The following is a 17,892-nucleotide window of genomic DNA, read 5'->3' as shown; positions in this document are numbered from 1 at the left end:
TAATCGCCCCTCCGGAAAATACCGGGAACAAAGAAATGCGCTCGTCAACACTGTCGAAAAGAGCACTTGAAGTTTTGGGAACCATTACTGCAACTGTGATCAAACCTAGCACGGCTGCCGACTGACGCGTGACTCGTGGCCACGCAACCAGGTCGGCACCGATGAGGGACGGCGCGGCGGACACCCGCATCTGCCGTGCCAGGCCGCTGCGGCGATGCCAGGGAGAGCAGCGTGTCCCCGGCGATCGCTGCCCCGCCCCCAGTTGCCGAAACGGCGTCAGACCGTGAGAACGATCTTCCCGCGAGTACGGCCTGCCTGGCTCAGCCTCCATGCCTGCGCCGTTTCCGCCAGGGGAAGGGCCTGATCCACGTGGACCGTCAGCTTCCCGGCGTCCGCGAGCTGAGCGAGAGAGGCGAGGTCGCTCGCGTCCGGGCGCACCCATACGTAGTGACCGCCCTTCTCCGACACCTCGCCCTCGGCGACGGACGCCACCCGGTCTGCCCGCTCGACCAGGGACAGTGAGACGTCGACTGCTCCCGCGCCCACGAAGTCGAGGGCCGCATCGACTCCCTGCGGCGCCAACTGCCGTACACGGTCTGCCAATCCGTCCCCGTACGTGACCGGCTCGGCCCCCAGGGAACGCAGGAACCCGTGGTTGCGCTCGCTCGCCGTGCCGATGACCCGTGCTCCGAGGGCGACGGCGATCTGCACGCCGAAGGAGCCGACGCCGCCCGCCGCAGCATGGATCAGCACGGTGTCCCCGGCCCCGGCGGCGACCCGCTTCAGCGCCTGATATGCCGTGAGGCCGGCCAGCGGTACACCGGCCGCCTCCGTCCAGCTCAGCGAGGCGGGCTTCTTCGCCAGCGTGCGTACGGGCGCGGAGACCAGCTCCGCGTAGGTACCGTTCTGCGCCCAGTCCTTGCGGACGTAGCCGTAGACCTCGTCGCCCGGGGCGAACTCGCCGGCATCGAAACCCGTCCGCTCAACTACACCGGCCACGTCCCAGCCGGGGATCATCGGGAAGCCGGCCTCCATGAACGGGTCGAGCCCGCCGGCCCCGAGCTTCCAGTCGACCGGATTGACGCCGGCGGCCTTCACCCGGACCAGCACCTCTCCCGGTGCCACCTTCGGCTCCGGCAGCTCGACGAGGTTCAGGTCGTCCGCGGTCCCGTACTTCTCCAGTGCGATTGCCTTCATGGTGACGCCAACTCCGCTCGAGCGTGGATCATTCCAGTCGCCCAGTGTGGGCAATCCGGTCGCCGGAGTCACGGAGCGTCAGCGACCGGCTCGCGTGCTGTCGTGGCCTCGCGGATCGCGCCCTACCCGCACAGCGGTGTGCCTCGGCCCCTACGGCCTGCGTGGCGAGCGAACCCGAGAGGCGGGCCCAGCCATGGGAGGCCGTTGCAGCGCTAGTTGGTCTTGGGATGCGGGTTGCCGAGGTAGGGAAACTCGTCCAGGACGTCGGTGTGCGGCTCAAGCCCGGTCGGAGGGATGTCGCCCTTCGAGAGGAATGACAGGCGGTAGTTGATGACGTCGTCGGTGAAGACGCGGCCGTTGGGATACTTGGCGGGCCTCGAGGGATCGAAGACCAGCATGTCAGGCAGGAGGGCCTCGTCGTCGATCGCCGCGATCGCCTCTTCCCGTGTGTAGTTTCCGGTGTGCCCCATGAGGTGGACGAACTGATCGGTCCAACGTTCGCGATCGTTCACCGGCTCACTGGCGTTGTACTCCTCCTTCGTCTCGTCGGTGTTGAAGAAGCTGCTGACTGACGGGTGGCCTGCACGGTCGGCATGGATGAGCCGGCCGTTCTCCCGCACGCTGCAACGGCCCCAGATGCGGATCTCGCCGTCGGTCCCCAGTTCACTCGTCGGCAGTTCGACCACCGTCGAGAACACGTTGGCTTCCGTGTTCGAGTCCACACCGGTCCAGGGTGACTTGCCACCGAGATGTGGCGCGGTGAAGTTCCTGTTGCCGCTGGTGTCGAAGAGATTCTTGATCCCGTCGAAGTCGAAGAAGAAGGCGTCGCTACGACTGCCGGCGAAGAACGTGTAAGGACCGGAGGTGACACGGTTCGCCATGGTGCCGAACGACACCTCTGCGTCAGTGACGACCTTCTCCCCGACGGCTTCGGGCGAGCGTGCCTCATCGCCTCTTGCGATGAAGACACTGAATGTCTGACTGCCGTTCTGCGGTGGTGAGAAGACGTAACTGATCGCGATGTCGGTGAGGCAGTCCCCGTCATTGTCGATGTTGAGACGGTAGATCGCATCAGGGTGCAAAGCATCGGCGTTCGGGTTCGCGTTCAGGATGAGCACCGTCCTCGCCGGGTCGGTGGGGGATTGGAACGCGTGGAGGTCACAGAGGTCGAGCCTTTGATCCCCGAGAGGTGCGCCGAGACTGAGACCGGTGAAGTGATTCGACATCCTGCATTTTCCTTTCGCTGATGATGGGTCAACGGCGAGGCCGGTCGGGCGATGGCTTGGATGCTGGGGAACGCGAGCGCCCCGCCCATGCCGAAAGGGTTGCCGCGCCTACGCCTGTTTTGGGCATTGAAGCATGAACGCTGTCAAATGGGTCGAATTCACCACGGCGCTGACGGTCTGGGTGATCGCGTCAGTGCGTTCGCGCCATTGCTCTGGAGGACAAGCGCCGGGGCGTCGATCGGGTGGCCCACCTCGAAGGCGTTCCACGTCAACGGGCCGACACAGAGCTGCAGTTGAGCCCTCGGCTGATCATCAGGTCCGTACGCTCTCTGGTGGGTTTCGCGACGGTCGATGACGTCCGGCCAATTGTGCCAAGTCGGGGACTTCGGAGTTCGGTTCACTGGCGCCGAATACGTCGACGCGCCGTTCTGACACCGTGTCATGCCCGGCGGGAATCGCGGCGCTCAGAAAGCGTGATACGCGTTCAGTCGTACGAGTGGACCTTGAGGCCGTAGGCGGTCGTGAAGCGGTCGCGGAAGTCGTCCACATGCCAGAACGGGGCCTTCCTGCCGGGCTTGAGACCCTCCTCCCAGCCCCAGTCGGATATCCGGTCCATCACCTTCGGATCGTGGGCGACGAGCGAAATCGGAACGCCCCGGCCGGCGCCATTTCCGACGACGGTAGGTACGGGCTGGTGGCTGCCCAGGAAAACGGGCGCTCAAGGGCTGTGGCTGGTGGCGAGAATGGCGGTCGTCAAAAACGGTTTGCGGTTCTTCTTGCCGTTCTCCAGGCGCTGGAAGGCCTGCAAGGTGTACTGGTCGGGTACGGCTGACCAGCTGAACATCGGCCGCTTGTAACCCATTTCGCAGGAGTCGTTGATCTTGTCGAAGTGGTAGAACTGCCCCTCCGGCCAGGACGGCTACGCCGGGCATCATGCCGACCGTCCGCCATCCGGAGCTTCTCCGAACAGGCCCAGGCGCACGTCCGGTTGGCCGTTGTGTGAGTCCCCGCCGATGGGTGTGTCCATGTGGACGCGGTAGCCGATGCGTTCGAGGCCCGGCATGAGGCGCTCGTAGGTCAGGACGCCGACCGTCGCGAAGACGCCGAACACTGCCAGCAAGCTCTCCGGGCTCGACCACTCCATGGCCGCCTCGCACGCTTTTCCGATCATGCGCGCTCAAGATACGAGGCCAGGCACGTACGGCGTCGACTCACCCATCCTGTCGGCCCGTGTTCATCGCCCGTCACGGTCGGGCGCCGGCGGGGCGCGAGGCGAAGTGCGCGCGCCACCGCAGCGCGTCAGGATCCTCCGGATGCGGGACCTGCTCGACTCGGGTGGCTCGCAGACCGTGGGCCGCGAACGAGTCCACTTCCGAGCGGGTGAGCGGCCACGGGGGACCGTCCACCTGCTCGCCCTCCTCGCGGACGCCCGAGATGACGACGAGGTCCCCGCCGCGCGCCACCATGCGGGCCACGTTGACGATCGCATCCGCACGAACCGAGAGCGGCATGGACTGGACCGTGATCGACTCCACGACGAGGTCGAAGGCGCCTACCCACTCGGCGGGAGGGGCCAGGAGGTCGGCCACGACGTAGTCGACGGCCGAATCGGGGAACCGCTCGCGCACACTGCGGATCGCCGTCGGCGAGATGTCGAACGCCGTCGTGCGGAACCCGAGCCCCGCCACGTACTCGGCGTCCTGTCCGAGCCCGCAGCCGATCACGAGCGCCCGCCTTCCCGCGCCGGCGAGCCCTTGCTGCTCGGCCCAGCCGACCAGCAGCGCATTCGGCTCGTCGCGGTCCCACGGCACGGTCGCCTCACCCGTCGCGGCCCGGGCGTAGAGCTGCTCGAACCACCCTGTCGGATCGTCCTTCGCAAGCGACTCGGAGGCCAGCTTGTTCGCGTCCACGTCACGGTCGTCAGTCACGGACCCAGCCTCGCCCAACGCCTGCACCGCTGCACGCTCTTGGGCAACCCTCGGTGCGGCGTCGCATGAATTCCGTTCAGGCCGACGACCGGGGGGCGGCCTCAGCAGTCACTGCTTCGAGGCCAGTTGCCGCATTCCGTTCTCCAGCAGCGAGAACGCGTGTTCCGCATCAGTCACCGCACGCGCGAAGCGCGCCTCAGGCGTGTCGGTCGCAGTCCTCAACGAGTCGCTGTGACCGGCGATTTGCGGTCGGCGCAGACTGTCGGCACGGAGACGGCGCAGGCGTCGGCGACAGCCTGAGTGTCCCAGTAGAACGGACGGACCTCGGTGATCTGGCCGTCCTTGACCGTGATCGTCTGCAGCATCGGGAAGCTGAGCTCACGGCCGGTCGCACGAGCACGAGCACGGACCTGCGTGAGCACGACCGCAGTCTCACCGGTGGCGAGGAATTCCTGCTCCACCATGTCGAACGTCTCCCAGATCCGTCCCATCGTGAGGAAGAACCGCGTCATTCCGCTGTGCCCACGCCAAGTGCCCCCGTAGGGCAGGGCATCCGCTTGATGCAGTTCCACATCCGGCGCGAAGAAGGGGGCAAGCAGGTCGAATGAAGCCTCGCCGGGGCCTCCGGCTGCCAGATACTTCGCCTCAGCCGCGTACATGCCGGTGAGGACTGTCACTGACTCCGTAGTGGATGACATCGCCATGCCGTCATCATGATCAGCAGAGATGCACCTTGCTGGCGGAAATCAGACACTGCTGTGCGACACGGTCGACACCTCTGCGACATGCCCCTGGGCGGCCGCCTTCGAGGAGCAGTCAGGGGGCGCCTGGAGCCTGGTCGGGGGCCCGCGATGGGCTAGCGGCGCGCCAGCAGCACGCCGAGCGTGCGCGCGGCCGAGGTGAGCGTGGGGTGGGCCTCGACGGTGAAGCCGGCCTCGTCGAGCCAGGCCGCGACTTGGCTCGGCCGGCGACGACGGACGTAGGACTCCGGCCACTTCTCGCCGTCCTCCTGCGGCTCGGGCGGCGAGGCGTCTCCGACGTGAAAACCCAGCAGCAGCAGACCGCCGGGCCGCAGCACCCGACGGAAGCCGGCAAGGACCGCGCCGATCGCGTCATCGGGGACGTGAATGATCGAGTACCAGGCGATCAGGGCGGCCAACGAGCCGTCCGCCAGGCCGAGTTGAGTCATGGACCCCACCTCGAACCGCAGACCGGGATGCTCGTGCCGTGCCACCTCGATCATCCGGGGCGACAGGTCGATGCCGAAGGCGTCCACGCCGAGGCTCGTCAGGTGGGCGGTGATCCTCCCAGGCCCGCACCCCACATCCGCGACGGGCCCGCCGCCGGCAGCCCGCACCCGCTCGGCGAACAGCGCCATGACGTCCCGCTCGGGCGGCAGCCGCTCCAGGAGGGTCCGCACCTCGTCCGCGTAGCTGGTGGCGTCGGCATCGTAGGACGCCCGGGTGTCCGCCAGCCATCTCTCAGCTTCTGGGCCTTCCCGTCCGGTGCTCACACCCGCAGGCTAGCCCAGTGGCCGGTCGCCGCATCGAGCATCTGAGGGCACCGCACCTCCTGCCTACGTGGGCAGATTGGACGGGCTCGCTGCGTCCGCGTCGGCGAGTTCGCGGTCGAAACGCTCACGGTGAGCCGGACGGTTGTCGCCGTCCCCCCCCGGCCGCCTGGTCTTCCATTGGGACGCCCGCCCATGAAGACTCCCTGCACAACCTGGATGGTCATGAATCACGGTCGCCTGAAGCAGGGGAGAGCATGGAGAGCGAAGTGCTGATCGTCGAGGATGTGATGCTGCTGATGCTCGACGACGAGACGGGGTCCGTGGCCGGAGCTGACACGCTGCACTACACCCTCGGCGGCGCAGTGCTCGTCGAACTCGCGCTCCGGGGCAGGGTCGATTCCGACGCGGGACGCGCGGGGAAGAACGGCGACAAGGTCGTCGCTGTCGGGAGCGGTGCGCTCTCGGACCGGCTGCTGCAGACCGCCTACGAGAAAGTCGCCAAGAGGCCCCAGGACGTCCAGACCCTCCTCCGCGAGATCGGCGCCGGTCTCCAGGAACCCGTGGTCGACCGGCTTGTCTCTCGCGGCCTCGTTCGCCGCGAGAACAAGCGGGTCCTCGGGTTGTTCCGCACGACCACCTTTCCGGCCGGGGACCCCCGGCACGAGGCGGCTCTGCGACGAGAGATTCGCTCCGTGCTGGAAGGCAGGGCGAGTCCCGCCCCGCGCACCGCAGCAGTGATCGCATTGCTGTCCTCGAGCGGCACCCTGGCGACTCTGCGGCCCGCTCTCCCGCAGTCGGCCGAAGTCCTCACGCGGGCGAAGGAGATCGAGAACGGAAACTGGGCGGCGTCGGCCGTGAACACAGCGGTGACGAAAGCGGCGGCGGAGATCGCCGCAGCGACTGCCACCATCGTGCTCACCACCGTCCTCCAGCCACCGGCCTGAAGATGGCTTCGGCTCGGTGAGGAGCTTCGAGGATGGTGGACGTGCGCCGCCGGTCCCTGTCGGAGCAGCCGTGAGCAGGGCTTCCCTGCACGGCATCCTCGGCGAGGTCGATGTACCCGTAGCGGCGCACGTACGCACCGAGGATCTGCGGCGTCTGGGAACACAGCAGATCCTCGATCCTCTTCGCCCAGGTCACACTTCGTACCCCGCCTGGTCCGGCTCGGCGATGCGCTGGACGATGACGGGCTGAGCGTCCACGGTGCCGTTCGGCCGGGGACATCGCTGAAAGCGTGCGCCGATCTCGTACGCGCGCTGCGGGGTCTCCACGTCCACGATCGTGAACCCGGCGAGCATTTCCTCGGTCTCTCCGCCGGGGCCCGCGGAAATCACGGGTGAACCGTCCGCCGCCGCGGTGATGAACGTTGCCTGGCCGGGTTCCGCGAGTCCGCGGGCGTCCACGAGTTCGCCGCTGTCGGAGATGTCGTTGTGAAGCGCCCCCATGTGCTCGAACATGGCCGTGAGATCACCTTCGGTCCACGCGGGCTGCCCCTGGGAGGCCTTGCCGTTCATGGCGTCGTAGGCGGCTTGGCTGCCGGTCAGCATGATGATGTATTTCATGTGGTGTCACTCCTTTCGCAGGGGACGTCGGAGCGGGTGCACGGTTCTCGACATCCACGAGGTCCCGATTCACGAGGCCTCGCCTGAACCGGATGCGCGGTGGGCTGCTCGTCGCGGATGACCCAGTGCAACTCCTGGGCTGCTGACCGCAGTTGGGGTACGGGGCAGCATGCGTGCCGAGGGGAAAAGTTCAACGATCCGTCGTGCGCGGGGTACTGACGAGTAGGCCGCCGTGCGCTGAAATACCTCGCATGACGCCACACGAGCACGACCACCCCCACACCCACGCCCACACCTCCAGCAGACGGTCCCTGCTCGCCGGTGCGAGCGGCCTGCTCATCCTCGCCTCGGCTCCGGGTACCGCGAGTGCGGCCAGCACGCGGACCGCCAGATCGTCCGACATACCGGTCAAGCGAACCGGAGCCGCCCGGGCCTCACGTCTCACCCAGGGCACCACACTCGTCCACGCCGACATGCACAACCACACCGCCATGTCCGACGGCGACGGCGACCCCGAGCTCGCCTTCGCCTCGCTGCGTGACGCGGGGCTGGACGTCGCCGCTCTCACCGACCACGCCACGCTGCTGTCGATCGAGGGAATCAGCTCCGAGGAATGGGACCGGACGGGCCAGCTCGCCGACGCCGCCAACGACCCGGGGGCCTACACCGCCATCCGCGGCTTCGAGTGGTCCCACCCGCTTCAGGGTCACGCCAACGTCTGGTTCACCGACGACTGGGTCGATCTCGGCGGCGCAGGCAGTCCGGACTCGCTCTACAGCTGGCTGCAGAGCCGCGAGGCCGTCGCCAGCTTCAACCACCCGGGGCGCGAGGCCCAGATGTTCGACAACTTCAGCTTCTCCGCAGGGGTGTTGGAGAAGATGGTCGGCCTGGAGATGTTCAACCGGGGCGACGACTATCTCTTCGACGGCTGGTCCGACACCGGCCGCTCGCCCCTTGTCGCCTGCCTCAACGCCGGCTGGCGCACCGGCCTGACGGGCGTCACCGACGAGCACGGCACCAACTGGGGCTTCCCGGAAGGCAAGGGCCGCAGCGGACTGTGGGTCACCGAGAACACCCGCGCAGGCGTCTTCGAGGCGATGAGAGCTCGCCGGTTCTTCGCAACGCGCGTCTCAGGCCTGCGACTTGACGCGGTGGCCAACGGCGTCCAGATGGGCGGCACCCTCGGACTGTCCTCCGGCGACGTCCAGTTCACCGTCGACCTCGACCGCGGCCCCGAGTGGGAGGGCAAGCCCCTCAACGTCCAGGTGTTGCGCCCGGGTTCGGACGCGCCGGCTGTCGCGGACGTCATCGAGACCCAGTCCAACAAGCTGACGACGTTCACCGTCCCCCTGAACGCCGCCGACGGCAACTGGATCGTCCTGCGCATCTCCGACCCGAGCCAGGCCAACCCCTCCCCGGGCCCCTCGGACCACCCGTGCAACGACTGGGGCGTGGCGTACTCGAGCCCCTGGTGGCTCCAGGCGTAGCCCGCACACAGGGTGGTTGGCCCTCACGGCGGTCAACCACCCTGAGGGGGTGGGGAGTGAGCTCCGCCCGTTCTCGTCTCATCACCCCCCTCCGTACGTTGCGGATCCGCCGGCTGCGAACCATCGAGACCGTTGGCACCTGCCAAAGGTCTACGACAGACATACCAAGGAGTCTGTTTCCCCGGGCTCAGGAGGCTTGGACTGTTCTCGGCGGAGCGTCAGCCCCAGCCGTGCTCCGTCGCCTTCAGTGGCTCCTCGGGGTCGATGACCATCTGGGCTGCGACCCGCGGAGGCGCGATACCCAGCAGCAGGGCGCGCCACAGGTCCGCGATCCTCTCCGGCAGATCCGACCGCTGGCTCCTGAGCTGACTGAAGTGCTGCACGCCGGTGTAACAGCCCACCAGCAGCGTCGCCAGGTGCTCCGGATCAGCGCCCTCCCGCAACTCCCCGCGTTCGGCCGCTCTCTCCAGCTGCTCACGGAAGACATCCACCCACGTCTGGTAGGGCGCCACGTCGACGAACCCGATCTCCTCCTGCTCCACCGCGAGACGCACCCCCGCACGCAGCAGCTTGTTCGTCTGCAACTCCCGCGCGAGCAGCAGACACAGGTCGATCAACCGCTGCAGCCCGTCCCGCCCCACTGGCATGACGACCGAGTCGCCTTGCTCGCGCATCACCGTCTGCGCCAGATCCATCTTGCTGGTGAAGTGGAAATACAAGGCGCCCTGCGTGAGACCGGCCCGCTCAAGGATCTCCGAAATGCGGGCCGCCCTGTACCCGTCCCGATCGAAGACCTCAGCTGCCGCCTCCATCAGCGCCTCTCGCGTCTCCACTGCGCGCTGCTGCATCGGTCTCATTCGTTCGGGCATCCAACCTCGTAAGAACTGCGGCGCCGCTCGGCCTGACCCCGCCTGCCGCGCTGATCTGGACAACCAGACTACTGATCAGCCGATCCGGCACCAGGCCGGGTGGATCGCTGCGCCCGAGCCACCGCCCTGCAACAGTCTCGTCCGATGTCACCGATCTTCGTGGCCAGGGCAGCCGGTGCAACCACCGTCCGGGAGCAACACCGCTGGCGGTCGTCGTCGCCGGGATTCATGTTCCAGGGGTCACCGTATTCGGTTGGATACGAGTTCCAGTTCACCCGTCAGGGGCTGTGGTGCGGCGGTGTCGTGTCCGGTCTGCGGATAGCCTGTGGGGGCGGCCTGACAGAGCTGCGATGTACCCAACTGGCCACCCCTGAGGGGGAGTTGTGATCCGACAGGCCCACGTCGGCGATCTTCCGGTGTTGCAGGACATCGAGCGAGCGGCGGGGAAGCCGTTCGCCGAGCTCGGAATGCACACGGTCGCTGAGGACGAGCCGCCCGGCATCGAGTTGCTCAAGAGCTTCGCGGACGACGGCAGAGCTTGGGTCTGGGTGGATGACGCCGATCACCCGGTCGCGTACCTGATCGCTGATCTCGTGGACGGCAATGCGCACGTGGAACAGGTATCGGTCCATCCCAGCCATGGGCGCAAGGGGATCGGCAAGGCCCTGATCGAGCATGCTGCTTCCTGGGGCCGCGAGCAGGGTGTCACGGCGATGACGCTGACGTCCTACACCCACGTCGCATGGAACGGTCCCTACTACGGGCGCATCGGTTTCCGCCACCTTGCCGAGGACGAATGGACGCCGGGTCTCCGCAAGATCCGGGAGGAGGAGGCGGCACACGGGCTGGATGAGTGGCCGCGCTCCTGCATGCGCAGGGAGTTGTAGAGCGCGAAGGTGTTCCCAGGCTTACGTCCAGCGGCCGGTCGCCTTCGTAGTCCGCGGCAGCCCGCCCTCGGCAGTTGCCGCCTCGCCCAGCGCGGCAGCGCCGCGGCCGCGGCCTCGGGCGTGGTGCATCGGAACAGCAGTGGATCCCTCACACCGCGGCCTGCGGCGTGTCCGTAGATCCAAAGGATCTGTGCCTCTCTGGCCGGGGTGAGCGTCACCCCCGAGGGCCAGGCGGCGGCGAGTCGTTCGGCCTGCTCCAACCGCAGGGCCTCCTCGCGGGCGTCACCGGTACTGGGAACAGCTCGAGTCGCAGGGTCGTCTCGGCCCGCGCCAGCAGCGACCACACTTCAGCGCGCCGAGCTGGCCGGTCCTTCACGCGCCTGCGGGAGTGGTGCAACCGCCACACGCGCCTCCTACGTCCCTCATGGGACTCCGGGCGGGCAACGCACAGCCCGCACCGAGTCGTTGGAGAACGAGCTGGGGGATGAATGCGTAGCCGCACTGTCCAGGCGCTCACCGTGAGCGGGGTCGTCGTGATCGTGGCAGGTGCCGTGTTCGCCACAACGTTCGGCGGACCCTCCTCCGAGGGGGATTACGCGCCCGCGCACGACCGGTCCAGCTCCGGCCCGGATGCCGCGCCCGTGGACGACGGCACCCGGGCCGAAGGCGAGTACAAGGCGGTGATCGCGCTGCCTGACGACCGCAAGGTGGAGGTCCGCTTCGTGAAGAGGAGGGGCCTCGGCGAGCGGCACTACGACCCCAGGACCAAGAAGTGGTCCAAGACGAATCTGATCTACAGGACGAAGTCGGATCCCTGCCAGGGCGTCAGGTTGTCGGCCGCCGGCGGCACGGTTGCTGCGACCGCCGACTTCGGACTGTTCTGCTACGACGGTGAGCCACCCGAGAAGTCGATCGCCGCGGTCGGGACGGGGGAGTTCACCGAATGGGAGATCAACCGCCATGACAAGACCGACGGTTGGGAGAAGGTGCGGATCGCGAAGACGGGCGAGCGCGTCTCCTTCGTGCGCTCCACCGAGGAGTTGCTCGTGACCCTGCGCTGGTCGAGGAGGGACGGGTACGCCCGTCCGGAGGAGAAGCCCCGGCCGCCGACGAAGCTGTCGGAGGAGTTCTTCGGAAGCTGGAAGGCCGGGGACGGCTCGCAGCGGGTGGTCGTCCAGGAGCGCGGGAACGGAGGCGTGGCGACGTTCTTCTCCCAGAACCGCGAACGCTGTGTGACCCGGGTCGGTCTCATCCCCACGTCCCAGAACGTCGGCCAGTTCATCGAGGTCTTCCGCGTGAAGGGCGATCGGTCCAAGAGGTGCCCCGCGTACAGCGGCTTCGAGTTCCTGAAGCTGAACAAGGCGGGCACCGAACTGAGTTTCCAGGAGTCCACGCGCACCTTCACCAAGGCCGAGCCCAACAAGGAGGAGCGGGAACTGCCGAGTCACCCTGCACCTGTTTTCAGCGTGGACAGGGACTGGCTGGGCGGCTGGGAGCTCGAAGACGGCAGCCGGCGGGTCACCATCGCAGAACCCGAGCCGGGCAAGCCGACCGTGACCTTCACCGGCCCGGGGAGCTGTGTGGCCCGCGCCGAGGTGTCCGGGAGCAACGACGGGCAGGACTTCAGCATCGTGGCTACGCGACCAGCCAAACGCATCAAGGGGAAGCCGACCGCCAACTGCCCACCGAAGCTTGGCGACTTCACCCTCTCCGGTGATGGCAAGACCTTCACCCAAAGGATCGCAGGCAAGGACCTTACCCGGGTTCGGTCAGCTGCCGCGGAGGATTGACGCGCACGTGTTGCGGAGGAGTGCGACTCGTCCGAACGTCGTTGCCGCGCCGGAGAGTTGGCGGCCTCGGCACCGTGACCGTCATCCGCACCGCCGGCCGCACCCGATCCCGCATCGGCCCCAGAGCCTCGGCAAGGCGCGTGATGTCTGGTTCTGAGAGGATCCTGGCGTGTTCAACTTCGGGATCGAGAGCTACCGGCCTCAATGGCTGAACGGTCGCTCAACGGTCGTGGCACGCCACGGCGAGCAACTGCGTGCGCTCATCGGCCGTCCGTTGACCCGTGTCTGGCTGGTCTGGGACGTTCAGGACAACGAGTGGTTCTCCGACTGCCCCGTCCTCCTCGACTTCTCCGGAGAACAGGTCGAGATCAACCACCAGAAGTTCGACGACCTCTCGATCACCTGGAACACGGTGGACCCTTGTCAGCCGGTCAGGTGGGCCGACTTCGATCTCCAGTGGCGCCACGACCTGCGCGCTGAACTGCACGCCCTCCAGAGCCAGATCCTTCAGGACGTAGAGCTCCTCGAGTGGACCGGGAGCGACATGGCCCAGGGAGCGGTCGCCGTCAGCTTCCGCTTCCCCCACAGCCAACTGAACATTGCCAACGACCTCGACGAGAACGGGCTGACATTCGGGCCACCGGAGGCGCGCTACCTGCGTCACTCACTGCGCTGAGCCACCCGGCCCGAAACCGGCACCTTCAGGCGCTCGGCGGCTCGCCGGTCATGATCGAGTCCTAGGGGGTGTCCGCGAAGTCCCGCCTGGGGCAGGCGGACGACGCTACTTTGCGGACACCCCCTAGGCCCGGATGGTCGTGGCGTACGTGACCAACCAGATGTACGAACCGGCCGAGGACAACAGGGGGTTGGAGATCGTCATGTCCGCCAGTGCCTCTACCGAGGCGACAGCCTCGATCTTCCGCAGCCCCCGCCTTCGGGCGGAAGATGACGCAGTGCCGCTCCGTCGGCGATGAGCCCAGGCACTTCGGGCGGCTAATCTGGCCGCGACCGACGACCTGACAAGCATGGACGGGGTAGCGTGCCGATCTTCTTCTCCCAGCTGATCGTCCGCCTCAGAGTCTTGCGCAGCTGGGCGACGCCGATCGCGGTGACCGCAGTGGTCTTCGTGACTGCCTGGCCGCTGCTGCTGCTCACCGAAGGCACGGACAGCTCCATCGTCGAGCCGGCCAACTACTGGTGGTGGTTCGTGGTCACGGCCGCCACGGTCGGTTACGGAGACCTCTACCCGGAGTCGGCCGGCGGCCATGTCGTCGGCGCCTACGTCATCGTCGGCGGCATCGTCGCGTTGACGACACTGTTCACCAAACTGGCAACCGTGCTCGAGCACGCGAAAGGAACCCGGATGCAGGGCGCGATCGTCGTGGACGCCTCAGACCATGTCGTGCTGCTGGGCTACACGGCGGGACGCACCGAAGGCATCGTCGGCGAAGTGCTCGCCGAAGGGCGGCGGGTGGTTCTCTGCGTGTGGGACGACGTGGCCACGCACCCGATGCCCCAGCACGACGTCGACTTCGTGCGCGGTGACCTGACCGACCCGGCGGTGCTCCAACGGGCCGGGGTGGACCGGGCGCACAGCGTGCTCATCGACGTGCGCGACGACAACGAAGCCCTCGCTGTCGCGGTGACCGCCGACCACATCCTTGCCGATGCCAATCTGGTGGTCACACTTCGGGACATGGCCCGGTCGCCGCTGTTCGGCCATGTCAACCAGCTGATCCATTGCGTGCAATGGCACACCCCGCACATGATCACCGAGGAGCTCGAGTCACCGGGGATCAGCGAGGTCTATGCCGAGCTGATGACACATGGCGGCGCGAGCACATATCTCGCGCCGCTGCCGCAGTCACTCGGTCCGCTCCTGGTCGGCGACTGCCAGATCTCGCTCGGCCGCCAACACGGCGCGAGCATCCTCGCCGTCCGCACCCACGGGCGGCTCCTCGTCAACCCCGACTGGCACACCGAACTGCCGGCCGGCTCCGCCCTGTACTACGTCGCGCCCCGTCGCCTCACCTCGGACGAGATCACTCGCAGTCTCAGCACCGCAGACCGGGACTGACCCCGGAGCCCCCGCAGTTGCTCACGTCCGCCTCGGCAGGGGAGTCCTCCCGGCCCCTTGCCAGACCCCGCCTCGCCCAGTCAGCGGCGGAAGTGTCCACGGAATCGGGCTGATGGAGCATCTGCGCCGAGTGGGGGCCGGCAGATGATCCGGTTGCAGCGGCCGGGGCATGAACGGGGCCTCTTCGTCGGGCTGTTCATCCCGGAAGGTCCGTCCGCCTGCCAACGTCACGACGAGGACGACGGCTTCGCCGATGAGCAGGACCCCCGCCCCGGCGTGCATGGGCGACATCCGCGTCCCTGAGCACCGATCGCTCCGTAGCGCAGCAAACCTGTATGCCTTGATCATTTTGAGCATCGGCAGCTACGGAGAACTTTGCCCGGATGGGAAAACGACAAGCAGTGGAATTGCCTCATGCGGCAAGTAATTCCCTGCGGGAAAACCCACTTGACCGGATTTCGGCCACGTCAATCCTTCAAGGTCTGATCAGAAACAGTCGTTTGTTGCCTCCATCACATTACTGACGGGGAACTAAAGAGACCTGCCACCTCGTGTTGTCATGTGTGCCGCGGAGGGCCGAACGGCCGACGGCCCATTGCGCACCAGCCGTCATGCTTCGGTGCGCATCCGCGGAAATCGTTCATGCAGTATTCGGAGGGGGAATCCTCGTGCGTCTCAGAACCAACTACATTGCTGCTGCCCTTGTGCCCTTGGCGCTCTTTGCAGTGACCGCGTGCAATGGCGTCGAATCCGGCGCGTCCAAGTCCCAGGGGGACTCGTCCTCTGCCGGTTCGTCCCAGGGCTCCGGTGATTCCGGCAAGGGGGCGGACGGTGCTTCAGGCAGCGCGGGCACGGGAGGAGGCTCGGCGAAGGAAAAGACCACGTCGGGCCCCGACACCGGCGACAACGACGGGGACGGCACCGGAAACACGGCAACAGAAGCCTGTTCCGAGGACAACGCGTCGATGAAGATCGGCGAAGAGGAATCGGACGGCGTCAGCTACATGCTGTTCGTGAAGAACGAGGGCTCGGCTCCGTGCAATATCGCGCCGATTCCCACCGTCGACGCTGTCAACGGTGAGACGGGCGACATCACAGCGCCGCTCAACGACGGGCAGCGGGACAAGGGCGTGGGTGCCGACGTCACCACGCTCAAGCCGAACTACACGGCGTCCACGAATTTCACCTACGACTCGTCGAAGTGCCAGGGTGAATCCGATACTGGTGCGACGTCCATATCCGTCACCGCAAGCAAGAACAGCATTTTCACTCTCAAGGTGCCTGGTGGCAGGTCCGCATTCATCTGCGGCGGCCCACTCACTGTGAGCAGCTGGACGCTCCCCAAGTACCAGTGAGCCGTTTCTGCCGACTGGAATGAAGAAGCTCCTGGTGGACAGGGTGTCGATCAAGACTCCTGCCCACCGGGAGCTTCATGTTGCTGCTCACGATCCGCCAACTGACGGGCAGGCGCGTCAGTCGCTGCGCCACCAACTCGCCGTCGGCGATGACATCTCCGGCAAGCCACGAGCGTGACCTTCGACGGCTCGCTCGGGTCCCCGGGCAAGGAAACCCGCCCCGTAAGTACGGCGTTGCGTGACGGAAGCTCCACGGAAGAACGCTCCGGAGAACGGTTCCAACTGTGCATCGCCCCAGGTCCCGCACGGTTTTCGCCCTTCCCGAGAGAGTGGAACATCGATCAGAATGGGCCTCTCGCTCACATGGCAAGCGGAAGGCGTGGGTGGCGTATGCCGGAGAAGCGTGAAGTGTCCCTGTACACCGGTGCTCATCTCACCGAGTCGACGGAGGAGCCCAGTGCCCCCACCGCGATCGACGAGCTGTTCCGGCGACACCACTCTGCTGTCTTCTCCTACGCTCTCGCCTGCTGCCGCGATACGCAGTCCGCCGAGGCCCTGACAACAGAGGCCTTCACCCGCACCGTGCGCGCCGTGCACTCCGGCGGTGGCCCCGGCTTCGCTTGGCGGCCTCACCTGCTTGTCACCGTCCGCCGCACAGCGACCGAGTGGGCTGTCACGAACCGCCGTGGCGAACTGTCGCCCGACTTCCTGCAGTGGTACGACCACGCGATCAGGAGCGACGAGGGGGATGAGGACCGCCAGTTGCGGTTGGAAGAAGACAGCGTCCTCTTCCGGGCCTTCCGTTCGCTGCCCGAGCGTTGGCAGACCGTTCTGTGGCACACCGCCGTCGAGGAGGAGTCCGCCGAAAGACTCGGCTCAGTGCTCGGTGTCACTCCGGGCGGCGTAGGACCGCTCGCTGCCCGCGCCCGGGAGGGGCTGCGTGAGTCCTGTCTCGCGGCGCACTACGAGTACGGCTTCGGGTCCGGGGAGTGCCGCTCCTACGGGGCCCTCCTCGCAGCCGCGGTACGCGGCACCGGCCGACGCGGCAACCCCGACCTCGACCGGCACCTCCTGGAATGCGGCCGCTGCCGCAATGCTCTGGACGAACTGACCGACCTCGACCTGCGGTTGAGCACGATGCTCCCTGCGGGGGTGTTGCTGTGGGGCGGTTCTGCATACGTGGCCGCACGGCTCGCGGAGGCAGGGGCGAGCAGCGGGCAGGAAGCGGACGGAGCCATCCCGCAGGGGAAGGCCCTCACCTCGTGGGGGAGGGTCAAGAGCCTTTCCCTGCCGGCGGGTGTGCTCGCGGGATCCCTCGTCGCCGCAGTCGGGCTCATCGTCTACCTGATCCCGCTGACCTCGTTCTCGGACGACGACGCCCCTGGCACGCCTCCTCTTCAGGTGGTGAGTCAGCCTCCGGAGACCGTCATCGAGGACGGGCCCACCGTCACGGCCACTCCCACGCCCTCGGGCAAGCCCACTGACGGTTCGGCCGGACTCCCCGACAGCCAGGACGGATTCACCGCCCTGCATCTGCGCTCCGACCGGACACTGGGCGCGGCGGAGCCCCGATCCGGCACCGCCACCCTGGCCAAGACGTCCGGCAACCATGACGGGAAACCCCACAACCCGGTGACGTTCGACCTTTCCGGCGTCACCGCCGAGTACAGCGGCGGGGCCACGCGGTTCGACCTGTCCGTCGACGCCGGCACGTCGATCGGCAACGGGCAGCAACTGCGTGTCTCCTACGACCTGACCGGCAACGACAGTTGGGACAGGGTGGAGACGTACCGCTACTACGAGAGCGACGACGCTCCCGGCTTCGAGCACTACACCCAGACTCGTGGCCTGAAACCAGGCACCACGGGAGCTCTCGGTGACCTGGTGGGCGGCAGGATCAAGGTCGAGGTGTGGGACGCCATCGGTGCCGGCTCCAGCACCGTGGGGACCGGTGCCACTTCCCTGATCAGGATCCCGTTCGGCCAGTGAGCACGTCGAGGA

Annotated in this window: 18 protein-coding genes; 8 read left to right on the top strand and 10 right to left on the bottom strand. The window is 67.0% G+C overall.

What is annotated here, in order from left to right:
- Positions 1–276 precede the first annotated feature (276 nt).
- From H5J26_RS00400 to H5J26_RS00375, 8 genes are all read right to left on the bottom strand, one after another.
- Positions 277–1,197 carry an NADP-dependent oxidoreductase gene (locus H5J26_RS00400; RefSeq protein ID WP_181763580.1) on the bottom strand — a complete coding sequence of 307 codons (921 nt, stop codon included), beginning with the start codon at positions 1,195–1,197 and terminating at the stop codon, positions 277–279.
- Positions 1,198–1,409: 212 nt separating this feature from the next.
- Complete coding sequence (locus H5J26_RS00395; RefSeq protein WP_181763579.1) at positions 1,410–2,423, bottom strand: DUF4331 family protein; 1,014 nt, start codon at positions 2,421–2,423, stop codon at positions 1,410–1,412.
- Positions 2,424–2,907: 484 nt separating this feature from the next.
- Positions 2,908–3,042 (bottom strand): hypothetical protein, encoded by a 135-nt coding sequence (locus H5J26_RS31815; RefSeq protein WP_268932941.1) that lies wholly within the window; start codon positions 3,040–3,042, stop codon positions 2,908–2,910.
- A 99-nt stretch (positions 3,043–3,141) separates the two neighbouring features.
- Positions 3,142–3,267, bottom strand: a complete 126-nt coding sequence (locus H5J26_RS31810) for a hypothetical protein (RefSeq protein WP_268932940.1) — start codon at positions 3,265–3,267, stop codon at positions 3,142–3,144.
- Between the two features lie 87 nt (positions 3,268–3,354).
- Entirely contained in the window at positions 3,355–3,594 is a 240-nt protein-coding gene (locus H5J26_RS00390; protein WP_181763578.1) for a hypothetical protein, read from the bottom strand.
- 73 nt (positions 3,595–3,667) lie between these two features.
- Positions 3,668–4,351 (bottom strand): class I SAM-dependent methyltransferase, encoded by a 684-nt coding sequence (locus tag H5J26_RS00385; protein ID WP_309237725.1) that lies wholly within the window; start codon positions 4,349–4,351, stop codon positions 3,668–3,670.
- Between the two features lie 218 nt (positions 4,352–4,569).
- Positions 4,570–5,055: a nuclear transport factor 2 family protein gene (locus tag H5J26_RS00380; protein ID WP_181763577.1), complete on the bottom strand. Its 486-nt coding sequence runs from the start codon at positions 5,053–5,055 to the stop codon at positions 4,570–4,572.
- Between the two features lie 152 nt (positions 5,056–5,207).
- Positions 5,208–5,864, bottom strand: a complete 657-nt coding sequence (locus tag H5J26_RS00375) for a class I SAM-dependent methyltransferase (protein ID WP_181763576.1) — start codon at positions 5,862–5,864, stop codon at positions 5,208–5,210.
- Positions 5,865–6,118: 254 nt separating this feature from the next.
- On the opposite strand from H5J26_RS00375, the gene H5J26_RS00370 reads away from it, so the two are divergent.
- A complete protein-coding gene (locus H5J26_RS00370; protein WP_181763575.1) occupies positions 6,119–6,808 on the top strand; it encodes a GOLPH3/VPS74 family protein in 690 nt (229 codons plus the stop codon).
- Positions 6,809–7,000: 192 nt separating this feature from the next.
- Here H5J26_RS00370 and H5J26_RS00365 read toward each other — a convergent pair whose 3' ends face one another.
- Entirely contained in the window at positions 7,001–7,426 is a 426-nt protein-coding gene (locus H5J26_RS00365; protein ID WP_181763574.1) for a YciI family protein, read from the bottom strand.
- Positions 7,427–7,677: 251 nt separating this feature from the next.
- Between H5J26_RS00365 and H5J26_RS00360 the strand changes: the two genes are divergently transcribed.
- A complete protein-coding gene (locus tag H5J26_RS00360; protein WP_181763573.1) occupies positions 7,678–8,913 on the top strand; it encodes a CehA/McbA family metallohydrolase in 1,236 nt (411 codons plus the stop codon).
- A 218-nt stretch (positions 8,914–9,131) separates the two neighbouring features.
- Here the strand turns inward: H5J26_RS00360 and H5J26_RS00355 are convergent, their stop codons facing one another.
- Complete coding sequence (locus tag H5J26_RS00355; protein ID WP_309237724.1) at positions 9,132–9,761, bottom strand: ScbR family autoregulator-binding transcription factor; 630 nt, start codon at positions 9,759–9,761, stop codon at positions 9,132–9,134.
- Positions 9,762–10,165: 404 nt separating this feature from the next.
- On the opposite strand from H5J26_RS00355, the gene H5J26_RS00350 reads away from it, so the two are divergent.
- The 6 genes from H5J26_RS00350 to H5J26_RS00325 all read left to right on the top strand — a co-directional run bounded on the left by H5J26_RS00350 (position 10,166) and on the right by H5J26_RS00325 (position 17,880).
- On the top strand, positions 10,166–10,669 hold the full coding sequence (locus H5J26_RS00350) for a GNAT family N-acetyltransferase (protein WP_309237723.1): 504 nt from the start codon (positions 10,166–10,168) through the stop codon (positions 10,667–10,669).
- A 488-nt stretch (positions 10,670–11,157) separates the two neighbouring features.
- Positions 11,158–12,459, top strand: coding sequence for a hypothetical protein (locus H5J26_RS00345; RefSeq protein WP_181763571.1), 1,302 nt, complete (start codon positions 11,158–11,160; stop codon positions 12,457–12,459).
- A 169-nt stretch (positions 12,460–12,628) separates the two neighbouring features.
- Positions 12,629–13,135, top strand: coding sequence for a hypothetical protein (locus tag H5J26_RS00340; RefSeq protein ID WP_181763570.1), 507 nt, complete (start codon positions 12,629–12,631; stop codon positions 13,133–13,135).
- A 363-nt stretch (positions 13,136–13,498) separates the two neighbouring features.
- Positions 13,499–14,536: an ion channel gene (locus H5J26_RS00335; protein WP_181763569.1), complete on the top strand. Its 1,038-nt coding sequence runs from the start codon at positions 13,499–13,501 to the stop codon at positions 14,534–14,536.
- A 668-nt stretch (positions 14,537–15,204) separates the two neighbouring features.
- Complete coding sequence (locus H5J26_RS31805; protein ID WP_181763568.1) at positions 15,205–15,891, top strand: DUF4232 domain-containing protein; 687 nt, start codon at positions 15,205–15,207, stop codon at positions 15,889–15,891.
- A gap of 408 nt (positions 15,892–16,299) precedes the next feature.
- Positions 16,300–17,880 carry an RNA polymerase sigma factor gene (locus tag H5J26_RS00325; RefSeq protein WP_181763567.1) on the top strand — a complete coding sequence of 527 codons (1,581 nt, stop codon included), beginning with the start codon at positions 16,300–16,302 and terminating at the stop codon, positions 17,878–17,880.
- Positions 17,881–17,892: the final 12 nt, after the last annotated feature.

The sequence above is a fragment of the Streptomyces albidus (ex Kaewkla and Franco 2022) genome (genome assembly GCF_013870515.1).
GTDB classification, from domain to species: domain Bacteria; phylum Actinomycetota; class Actinomycetes; order Streptomycetales; family Streptomycetaceae; genus Streptomyces; species Streptomyces albidus.
The sequence above is the reverse complement of the archived record's forward strand: the minus strand, read 5'-3'. Positions and strand labels throughout refer to the sequence as shown.

Bases quoted from the DNA above. Each gene is read 5' to 3' on its own strand.
- H5J26_RS00400 (WP_181763580.1), bottom strand. From the start codon at position 1,197: ATGAAGGCAATCGCACTGGAGAAGTACGGGACCGCGGACGACCTGAAC.
- H5J26_RS00395 (WP_181763579.1), bottom strand. From the start codon at position 2,423: ATGTCGAATCACTTCACCGGTCTCAGTCTCGGCGCACCTCTCGGGGAT.
- H5J26_RS31810 (WP_268932940.1), bottom strand. From the start codon at position 3,267: ATGTTCAGCTGGTCAGCCGTACCCGACCAGTACACCTTGCAGGCCTTC.
- H5J26_RS00390 (WP_181763578.1), bottom strand. From the start codon at position 3,594: ATGATCGGAAAAGCGTGCGAGGCGGCCATGGAGTGGTCGAGCCCGGAG.
- H5J26_RS00380 (WP_181763577.1), bottom strand. From the start codon at position 5,055: ATGGCGATGTCATCCACTACGGAGTCAGTGACAGTCCTCACCGGCATG.
- H5J26_RS00370 (WP_181763575.1), top strand. From the start codon at position 6,119: ATGGAGAGCGAAGTGCTGATCGTCGAGGATGTGATGCTGCTGATGCTC.
- H5J26_RS00365 (WP_181763574.1), bottom strand. From the start codon at position 7,426: ATGAAATACATCATCATGCTGACCGGCAGCCAAGCCGCCTACGACGCC.
- H5J26_RS00360 (WP_181763573.1), top strand. From the start codon at position 7,678: ATGACGCCACACGAGCACGACCACCCCCACACCCACGCCCACACCTCC.
- H5J26_RS00355 (WP_309237724.1), bottom strand. From the start codon at position 9,761: ATGCAGCAGCGCGCAGTGGAGACGCGAGAGGCGCTGATGGAGGCGGCA.
- H5J26_RS00345 (WP_181763571.1), top strand. From the start codon at position 11,158: ATGCGTAGCCGCACTGTCCAGGCGCTCACCGTGAGCGGGGTCGTCGTG.